At 63.2% G+C, this 8,974-nt stretch carries 7 protein-coding genes and 2 pseudogenes; 5 read left to right on the top strand and 4 right to left on the bottom strand.

Annotation, left to right across the window (positions count from 1 at the left end; all coding sequences use genetic code 11):
* A pseudogene (locus EN955_RS32185) lies at positions 1–458 on the top strand (serine hydrolase); the annotation flags it as partial.
* A 52-nt stretch (positions 459–510) separates the two neighbouring features.
* On the opposite strand, the gene EN955_RS32180 reads toward EN955_RS32185, so the two are convergent.
* From EN955_RS32180 to EN955_RS32170, 3 genes are all read right to left on the bottom strand, one after another.
* On the bottom strand, positions 511–1,194 hold the full coding sequence (locus EN955_RS32180) for a class I SAM-dependent methyltransferase (RefSeq protein WP_024501478.1): 684 nt from the start codon (positions 1,192–1,194) through the stop codon (positions 511–513).
* A complete protein-coding gene (locus EN955_RS32175; protein WP_024501477.1) occupies positions 1,191–2,438 on the bottom strand; it encodes a DUF3419 family protein in 1,248 nt (415 codons plus the stop codon). Before EN955_RS32175 ends, EN955_RS32180 begins: the two co-directional genes overlap by 4 nt.
* A 94-nt stretch (positions 2,439–2,532) precedes the next feature.
* Positions 2,533–6,180, bottom strand: a complete 3,648-nt coding sequence (locus EN955_RS32170; protein WP_024501476.1) for a hydantoinase B/oxoprolinase family protein — start codon at positions 6,178–6,180, stop codon at positions 2,533–2,535.
* An 80-nt stretch (positions 6,181–6,260) separates the two neighbouring features.
* Here EN955_RS32170 and EN955_RS32165 point away from each other — a divergent pair, with 80 nt between their 5' ends.
* From EN955_RS32165 to EN955_RS32150, 4 genes are all read left to right on the top strand, one after another.
* The gene (locus EN955_RS32165; RefSeq protein ID WP_244514312.1) at positions 6,261–6,635 is read left to right on the top strand and encodes a hypothetical protein; all 375 of its coding nucleotides are present in this window, start codon (positions 6,261–6,263) and stop codon (positions 6,633–6,635) included.
* Between the two features lie 174 nt (positions 6,636–6,809).
* Positions 6,810–7,529 (top strand): DnaJ family molecular chaperone, encoded by a 720-nt coding sequence (locus EN955_RS32160; RefSeq protein ID WP_024501475.1) that lies wholly within the window; start codon positions 6,810–6,812, stop codon positions 7,527–7,529.
* Positions 7,526–8,281, top strand: a complete 756-nt coding sequence (locus EN955_RS32155) for an N-acetylmuramoyl-L-alanine amidase (RefSeq protein WP_024501474.1) — start codon at positions 7,526–7,528, stop codon at positions 8,279–8,281. The genes EN955_RS32160 and EN955_RS32155 overlap by 4 nt, the downstream gene beginning before the upstream one ends.
* Before the next feature lie 164 nt (positions 8,282–8,445).
* Entirely contained in the window at positions 8,446–8,916 is a 471-nt protein-coding gene (locus EN955_RS32150; RefSeq protein ID WP_245492851.1) for a hypothetical protein, read from the top strand.
* On the opposite strand, the pseudogene EN955_RS35740 reads toward EN955_RS32150, so the two are convergent.
* Positions 8,865–8,974 (bottom strand): annotated as a pseudogene (locus EN955_RS35740) (lytic transglycosylase domain-containing protein); the annotation flags it as partial. The gene EN955_RS32150 and the pseudogene EN955_RS35740 sit on opposite strands and share 52 nt — an antisense overlap.

The raw sequence follows: 8,974 nt of genomic DNA, 5'->3' as shown, positions 1-8,974 counted from the left end.
TGACCTGGCCGCGAACGGCGCTATTCGAGCCGCTCGGCATGCACAGCGCGGTGCTCGAAACGGACGAGCTGGGCACCTTCGTCGGCTCGTCCTATCTTTACGCGACCGCGCATGACTGGGCGCGCTTCGGCCAGTTCCTGCTGCAAGGCGGGGTGTGGAACGGCAACCAGATCCTGCCGGCCGGTTTCGTCGACTGGATGCGAGAGCCGGCATCCGCCTCGAAGGTCTACGGCAAGGGCCAATTGTGGATCGAGGCCCCGGGCGATGAGGAAAACCCCGGCGCCGGCGTCGCTGCAGGCCTGCCCAAGGACACGTACTGGATGGAAGGCCATGACGGGCAGACGGTTGCCATCATTCCCTCGGAGCAGTTGGTGGTGGTGCGGCTGGGGCTGACGCCTGCCAAGCTTGGCTATCGGCCGCAGACGATGGTGGGGGCGTTGGTGAAGGCACTCCATTAAGGTGCATTGACATTCAGGTGAGGTCGGCCTGCAAATGGCGGTTTCACCTTGGCTAGCCGCGCGGCCCGATAACCGCCAGCCAGGCGTAGCCGCGATAAAGCGTGCGGAAACGGAAGCTTGCGCCGGTTCGCCGAGATTCCGATTCCAGCACTTCGCGCAGCGATTCACGAGGCGCGACGTGGAATTTTTTCAGCCAGCCGCGCAGCAGTGTGCGAAACCAGCGCGGCAGGCCTTCCTGCTGGCCGAAATCGACGATGTGCAGCGAACCGTTCGGCGACAGGGCGGCAAGTGCCGCCGATACTGTTTTTTCCCAGCCGGGGATCATCGACAGCGAATAGGACACGAAGACACGGTCGAAGCGTTCGACATCGAAGAGTGCACGGGCATCGAAATCGGTGGCATCGCCCCTAGCCAATATGACGCGACCGGACAGGCCCTCGCGGTCGATCGCCTTTCCGGCCGTCTCCAGCATTTCGGCCGAAATATCGAGGCCGAAAAAGCGCGCGTCGGGATAGTGACGGGCGGCGAGGATAACGTTGCGGCCGGTGCCGCAGCCGAGTTCCAGCACGGTGCCACTGACAGGCACGTCGAGCCCCGAGATCATTGGGTCGCGGCCGAGCAGGTAGTATTTGCGGGTCAGGTCGTAGATGTGGCGCTGCCAGCGGTAGACGCCGTCCATCAGTTCGGCATGATTGGCCTTGAATTCGGGGCTGGCCGGCAGCTCGCTGCTGCTCATGCCGCGCGCTTCACATAGAGGTGGAAGCCGCCATAGATGGCCGAGCGGTCGCGGGCCGAAAATTCGCGCGAAGCCTGGTCCTGATAGTCCCATTGGTCGAGCAGCGAGCTGGAGACGCGACCCGGCAGCAGGCTGGGCTCGGCGGCGGTGCGGAAGATGACGCGGGCGCCGGTCGAAGCCGTACGGGTGATTTCCGCCCACAGCGCGTTGAGCTGATCGTCGGTCATCCAGTCCTGTGCGTCGAGCAGGACGAAGCGGTCGACCGCGCCTGCATCCTTGCCGGCGAGAAACTCGATCAGATTGGCATGGTGGATGGCGACGCGGCCGACATTGCCGCGGATGGTCTCGTAATTCTGCCTTTCGAGATAGGCGGGCAGGGCGGCCTCGCCGGGGTTCGGATAGCGGCGGGCAAAGGCTTGCCAGGCGAAGTAGTTATTCTCCAGCGGAAAATCGCAAGCGAGTTTTTCCAGCCGGGCTTTCAGCACGCTGGCCATGGTGCCGTCGCCAGAAGTGATCAGCGAATCGTACTGCGCCGGTGGAATGCCGAGGCCGAACAGTGAAGCCTTGCGCGACGTCGCCCATCTCAAAAGCTTGTTGTCGAAGACCGGCGCCAACTCCTCGTTGAAGAAGCGGCGCTGCTCGCCGATGTTCCTGGCCTGCATGATGCCGGCTGGGTCGACGCCGAAGAATTTTCCCGTGCGATGGCCCATGGCGATGAACAGGCCGAGCAGGCCGGTCTGGTAGAAATTGCGGTCGAACACAGTGATGCGACGGCGCCCGCGCCAGTTGCGGCGCTCCCAGTAGTGACGGCTGACAGGATCGAGATGCGGCGCGATGAAACGGTCATACGCTTTCGAATTGTGGCTGGTGTCGGCGGCTCCGAAGAAGCGGAACAGATCGCCCTGCGATGGCAAATGGCGCACCGCCTCCAGCTTCATGCGGTTCAGCGCGATGTGCGCGGTGTTGAGGTCGACGGCGTCGACCCGGGCCGGCGAGCGCGTGAGGTAGGCCAGGATGTTGCAGCCGCCCGAGGCGATGGTGACGACGCGGTGGCCCTGGCCAAGCTGCATCGCCTCCATGTCGACATCGGGGTCTTCCCAGATCTGCGGATAGACGAGGCCGGAAAACAGGAAGGCGAACAGCCGCTCCGAAATGCCGGCCTTCGACAGCGGGCGGTTCTGATAGACGGCCTTTCCAACTTCCTTGCCGCGGCTAAAAACCAGATCTGCGGAAACGTCCGTCATGGCAAGATGATTCCCCATTTGCTTTGCCGCAAGCGGGTAGCGCTCGGCGATGACAGATGGATGACAGCAGCCGGCTAGCAGCCCGGGGGCGAGGTCATCGCCGGCCAAATCCCCCCGGCGTCGGCGTCGTCAGGATGACGGCGTCTCCTGCCTGCAGCACGGTCTGGTCGCAGGCTTTCAGCAGGTCGATCGTGCCGTCCTTGCGGCGGATCTTGGTCGAGCCGACCTCGCCGTCGCCGCCTCCGTCCAGCCCTTGCGGCGGCCGGTTGCGGTGCGAGGACAGGATCGCGCATTCCATCTTTTCGAGGAAGCGGATGGTGCGTTTGGTGCCGTCGCCGGCGCTCCATTTGCCCTTGCCGCCGGAATCTTTCCGGATGTGGAAATCCTCGAGCAGAACGGGAAAGCGCAGCTCCAGCACTTCGGGATCGGTGAGGCGCGAATTGGTCATGTGGGTGTGGACGCCGGAGGTGCCGGCAAAGCCGCGGCCGGAGTTCATCCGGCCGGCCGGCGAGCCGGAGCAGATCGTCTCGTAATATTGATACGTCTTGTTGCCGAAGGTCAGGTTGTTCATCGTGCCTTGGGCGTTGGCCATGGCGCCCATGGCGCCGAACAGCGCGTTGGTGACATGCTGCGAGGTCTCGACATTGCCGGCGACGACGGCGGCGGGGTAGGCGGGTTTCAGCATGCAGCCATCGGGAATGATGATGTTGATGGGCCGCAGGCACCCGGCATTCATCGGGATCATATCCTCGACCATGACGCGGAAGGCGTAGAGCACGGCGGCGCGGGCCACCGGCTCGGGCGCGTTGAAATTGTTCTTCATCACCGGCGAGGTGCCGGTGAAGTCTACCGTCGCCTCGCGCTTTTGCCGGTCGACCGTGATCTTCACCTTGATGATCTGGCCGGTGTCGGTCGGGTATTCGTACTCAGAACTATCCGGCAGCCGCTCCAGCACGCGGCGCACGCTTTCGGCGGCATTGTCCTGGACATGGCCCATATAGGCCTCGACGACATCGAGGCCGAAATGGGAGACCATCTTGCGCAGTTCGGCTACGCCCTTCTCGTTGGCGGCGATCTGCGCCTTGAGGTCGGCGATGTTCTGGTGCGGATTGCGGGCCGGATAGCGGTGATCGGTGAGCAGCGTTTCCAGCTCCTTCTCGCGGAAGCGGCCACGGTCGACGATGCGGAAATTGTCGAACAGCACGCCTTCCTCGTCGACCGTGGTGGCGAGCGGCGTCATCGAGCCGGGTGCCGTGCCGCCGATATCGGCGTGATGGCCGCGCGAGGCGGCCCAGAACAGGATTCTTTCCTTGGCATCATCGAAGACCGGCGTCACGACAGTGATGTCCGGCAGATGCGTGCCGCCATTGTAGGGTGCGTTGAGGGCAAAGACGTCGCGGGGGTGGATGTCGCCGGAATTCAGCCGGATGATGGTTTCGACCGAGCGGTCCATCGAGCCGAGATGTACCGGCATGTGCGGCGCATTGGCGACCAGCGCGCCGGTCCGGTCGAAGACGGCGCAGGAAAAATCCAGCCGTTCCTTGATGTTGACGGAATAGGCGGTGTTCTGCAGCGTGACGCCCATCTGCTCGGCGATCGACATGAAGAGGTTGTTGAAGACCTCCAGCATGACCGGATCGGCCTCGGTGCCGAGCGCTGCCTGCCGGCGCTTTTTCTCGACGCGGCGCAGGAGCACGTGGTTCCTGGCGGTGATTTCGGCCAGCCAGCCCGGCTCGATGACGATTGTCTGGTTCGGCTCGATAATCAAGGCAGGTCCCGCAACCCTGTTTCCCGGCTTCAGCGCCTCGCGGCGGAAGATGGGTGAAGTGCGCCACTCTCCCTCGGTGAAGATTTCGCGGGTCTGTGAAGGGCTTACGGCAAGGTCTTCGGTTCGCGATTCAGTTTCGTCGCGCCCAGTGCCGCCAGTGTCGGTGCCTTCGACGCCGACGGTCTCGACGATCATCGGCTTGTCGTCATAGACGAAACCGAACTGCGCCTTGTGGGCGATTTCAAAATCGCGCCTGGCCTGGAAAATCGAATCCGCCTCGAAATTCACCGGCAGTGTCGTGTCGGTGCCATCGTAGCGAATGTGCAGCACCGGCTTCGTGGCGACCGTATCCTCGCCGATGCCTTGCGCCGCGAGTTCTGCGACAACGGCTTTTCTCAAGATGGCAATGAGGTTGCCGATCTCCGTTCTGGACTCTTCGGCAAGGGGCTTCAGCAGCGCCTGCTGGCGCGAGGCAAAGACCGAGGACAGGCCGATGCCATAGGCCGACAGAAGACCTGAGAAGGGATGGATCAGCACCGCTTCCATGCCGAGCGCATCGGCGACCAGGCAAGCGTGCTGGCCGCCGGCGCCGCCAAAACAGTTCAAGAGATATTCGGTGACGTCGTAGCCGCGCTGCACGGAGATCTTCTTGATGGCATTGGCCATGTTTTCGACGGCGATGGTGACGAAGCCCTCGGCGACAGTCTCGGGCGACCGGCCATCGCCGATTTCGGTGGCGAGTGCGGCGAATTTTGCCCCTACCGTCTCGACGTCGAGCGTCTGGTCCTGGCCGGGTCCGAAAATGGCCGGGAAGAAATCGGGCTGCAGCTTGCCCAGCATCACATTGGCGTCGGTGACGGCGAGCGGGCCGCCGCGCCGGTAGGCTGCCGGGCCGGGATTTGCGCCTGCGGAATCCGGCCCGGCCCGGAAGCGGCCGGCCTCGTAATGCAGGATCGAGCCGCCGCCGGCGGCGACGGTATGGATGCGCATCATCGGCGCGCGGATGCGCACGCCGGCGACCTCGGTGTCGAAGGCGCGCTCATATTCGCCGTCATAGTGAGCGACGTCGGTCGAGGTGCCGCCCATGTCGAAACCGATGACCTTGTCGAAGCCGGCGAGCCTGGCCGTCTCGACCATGCCGACGACACCGCCGGCTGGTCCTGACAGCAGTGCGTCCTTGCCCTGGAACATGTCGGCGGCGGTGAGACCGCCCGACGACATCATGAACATCAGGCGGGGGGATTGATCGCTCTCCCCCACAAGGGGGGAGCTTGGCGCCGCACCCAACTCTCCCGCCACCCTTTGCACATAGCGCGACAGGATCGGCGACAAATAGGCGTCGACCACCGCGGTGTCGCCGCGGCCGACCAGCTTGATCAGCGGCGAGACCTCATGGCTGACCGAGACCTGGCTGAAACCGAGTTTGCGGCAGACTTTCGCCACGGCCTTCTCGTGGTCGGGGTATTTCCAGGCGTGCATGAAGACGATGGCGACCGCATCGATGCCATCGGCCCTGGCCTGTTCGATCGCCGGCCGGCAGGCGGCGATATCGAGCAATTGTTCGACGCAGCCATCGGCGCGCACACGCTCGTTGATTTCGATGACGCGCTCGTAGAGCTGTTCGGGAAGGATGATCTCCTTGGCGAAGATGTCCGGGCGCGCCTGGTAGGCGATCTTCAGCGCATCGCGGAAGCCCTTGGTGATGAGCAAAAGCACGCGGTCGCCCTTGCGCTCCAGCAGCGCATTTGTGGCGACCGTGGTGCCCATCTTGAGGTCGCCGATCAGGCCGCTCGGGATCGTGTCGCCGGCCGACAAGCCAAGAAGGTCGCGAATGCCCTGGATGGCGGCATCGTTATAGGCTTCGGGATTTTCGGAGAGAAGCTTGCGCGGGTGCAGCCCGCCTTCCGGATCTCGGCCGATGATATCGGTGAATGTGCCGCCGCGGTCGATCCAGAAATCCCATTTTTCGGTCATGACAGCCCCTGGCGCTCTTCTGTTCGATCGGTGTTTCGGCACATGCTGTTAGTTCGCTACGGCCTGAGCGGCAATCGCAAATGAACCAGACGATGTTACATGCGGAAACGCAACGTTACGAAACTCATGGCCGGCTGACGCATTTGTCCTTCGACCGCTCACGGCAACGTGAGCGTGTGTTGAAGGAGAGACAAATGAAAAAGCTCATTCTCGCGTCCGTTTCCGGTTTGGCTTTGCTTGGCGTCGCCGCCTGCAGTGACAGCGGTACGGACAACACCACCACCCAGAGCACCAACCCGCCGGCCGCCGAGGAACCGATGAAGCCGGCCACCCCGGAAGCCACGCCGCCGGCCGCGACGCCTCCGGCAACGGATAATTCGACCACGAAGAGCATCACACCCGAGAAGCCCGCCGAGCCGGCTCCGGCAACACCAGCTCCTGCGCCCGCGCAGTAGTGAGCAAGCAGTACTTCTTGTGATGAATGAGGAAGGCCGGCTCGCGCCGGCCTTTCTCATGTCGTCCGAGCGCCGTGGGCCAATCCCTCTCGCGCGCCGGATCGATTTGTCGCGCAAAGCCTGCGGCACTGTCCCGGCTTGATAGGAGGAAGCGGTGGCTCTAAGAAGCAGGCCATGTCGATTTGGGATCGCCTCGGCGAGTTCGTCACCCGCGTTTCATCCTCAACCTCGTCGGGTGTCGCCGACGTTGTCGAGGCTGTGCGCACGGTTTTCTCCGGCGATGCGGATTTGCGCCGGCGTGTCGCCTTTTCGGTGGCGATGATCGCGCTGTCGGCCAAGATGGCCAAGGCCGATGGCATCGTCACCCAGGACGAGGTGCGCGCCTTCCAGGAGATATTCGAAGTGCCGCCGAAGGAGACGCGCAATGTGGCGCGGCTGTTCGATCTCGCCCAGCGCGACGTGGCCGGTTTCGAAACCTATGCCGAGCGGATGGCCCAGATGTGCGGTTCGGGGCATTCCAACTGCGTGATGCTTGAAGACATACTCGACGGTCTGTTCCACATCGCCAAGGCCGACGGGCTGGTGCACGAGCGCGAAGGCCATTTCCTGCACCGCATCGCCGAGATTTTCCGCATCGACGAAGCGCATTACGAAGCCATCATGGCCCGGCACGTCAATCTCGGCGCCGGGGATCCCTATGTCGTGCTGGGCATCGAGCGCGGCAAGCCGTTCGAAGAGGTCAGGAAACGCTATCGCAAGCTGGTTTCCGACAATCATCCGGATCGGCTGATCGCGCGCGGCCTGCCTCAGGAATTCATCAAGATCGCGACCACCAGGGTGGCGGCGATCAATGCCGCCTACGAGATGATTGAGCGGGGCCTGCGCCACGCATGAGCGGCTTTCTGCCCGACGAGCCACGTGCCGAAGTCAGGGTATCGCCGAATTTCGGCCCGCGGCGCGAGACACCCAGGCCTGACATGATCGTGCTGCACTACACCGGCATGGCGACCGGCGCCGGGGCCGAGGCCTGGCTTTGCGATCCGGCCAGCGAGGTCTCGTCGCATTATCTGGTCCACGAGAATGGCCATATCGTGCAGATGGTCAGGGAAAGCGACCGCGCCTGGCATGCCGGCAAGAGTTCGTGGTTCGGACGCGCCGACATCAATTCCTGTTCCGTCGGCATCGAGATCGTCAATCCCGGGCATTCGCTGGGCTATCCCGGTTTTCCCCGGCGGCAGATCGATGCCGTGATCGGGCTGTGCCGGGGGATCGCCGGTCGGCATTCGATCGCCGCCGAGCGGGTACTCGCGCATTCCGATGTTGCGCCGGGGCGCAAAATCGATCCCGGCGAGAAGTTTCCGTGGCGGACGCTATTCGAGGCCGGTGTCGGCCATCTCGTTACGGCCGCGCCCGTCAGGCGAGGCGCCACTCTGACAACCGGCGACACCGGCGGCGATGTCGAAGCGTTGCAGTCGATGCTGGCGCTCTACGGCTATGGCGTTGAAATATCCGGCGTTTTCGACCGGCAGACGGAGGCGGTGGTCGAAGCCTTCCAACGGCATTTCCGGCCGCGCAAGGTGGACGGCGTTGCCGACGGCTCGACGCTGCGGACGCTGCAAAGTCTGCTTGCTTCCGTGAAGCGCTAATCCCCGGGAGACCTCTCCCAAGCAATTCTTTCCAATCCTTAAGTTACAGGCTGTCACTCAAAGTGACTTGCCTGGCCTTGTTTGACACCAATTCGGGCGTCAAACGGCTGACGTGTAGATGTCGGACCCCAAGCCCCCCGGGTTGTTCCGACGTTGGTTAGGCGTTGCTGCGTGAACATCTTCGCGCGGTTCAGACAGAACAGGATCACATGCAGAAATTTACCGTTTTAACGGCAGCTCTTGCTGCCGGCGTAATGACTTTTGCCTTCAGTGCGGCGCATGCAGCGTCATTCAGCCCGCGGGCCGATCAAGGGTTTCCCGTGGTATCCGCAAAAAGCGGCAAGGCAGGCCACGACGCCAAGGCGACAAAGCAGGCATCCGCCAAAGCGGAGACGAAGCGGGCTTCCGCCAAAGCGGAAAAGGCAAGCTGGTCCAAACCGAAGAAGTCCATTGCCAAAAGGCAGACGAAGCGCGGCCGCAAGACCGTCGACATGACGAGAACGGCATCGATCGGCCTCAGGAACGCGGCGGAGTCGACGGCCGCGGTGGCGAGCAGCGGCCAGTATTCCGCAATCGTTGCCCGCTATGCGGGCGATCCAAGCGCAGCCATCTGCACCTTGACCTTGCCGCAATAGGCTGCCGACACGGGGTTCATCCGCGTTGCGGCGTGCCCGGCATTGTATTTCAGAATGG

It is taken from the genome of Mesorhizobium sp. M7A.F.Ca.CA.001.04.2.1 (assembly GCF_003998485.1).
Lineage (GTDB): Bacteria > Pseudomonadota > Alphaproteobacteria > Rhizobiales > Rhizobiaceae > Mesorhizobium > Mesorhizobium ciceri.
This window is presented reverse-complemented; position numbering and strand designations above follow the sequence as displayed.

Excerpts from the sequence above, each read along its gene's own strand:
- EN955_RS32180 (WP_024501478.1), bottom strand. The coding sequence starts at position 1,194 with ATGAGCAGCAGCGAGCTGCCGGCCAGCCCCGAATTCAAGGCCAATCAT.
- EN955_RS32175 (WP_024501477.1), bottom strand. The coding sequence starts at position 2,438 with ATGACGGACGTTTCCGCAGATCTGGTTTTTAGCCGCGGCAAGGAAGTT.
- EN955_RS32170 (WP_024501476.1), bottom strand. The coding sequence starts at position 6,180 with ATGACCGAAAAATGGGATTTCTGGATCGACCGCGGCGGCACATTCACC.
- EN955_RS32165 (WP_244514312.1), top strand. The coding sequence starts at position 6,261 with ATGAACCAGACGATGTTACATGCGGAAACGCAACGTTACGAAACTCAT.
- EN955_RS32160 (WP_024501475.1), top strand. The coding sequence starts at position 6,810 with ATGTCGATTTGGGATCGCCTCGGCGAGTTCGTCACCCGCGTTTCATCC.
- EN955_RS32155 (WP_024501474.1), top strand. The coding sequence starts at position 7,526 with ATGAGCGGCTTTCTGCCCGACGAGCCACGTGCCGAAGTCAGGGTATCG.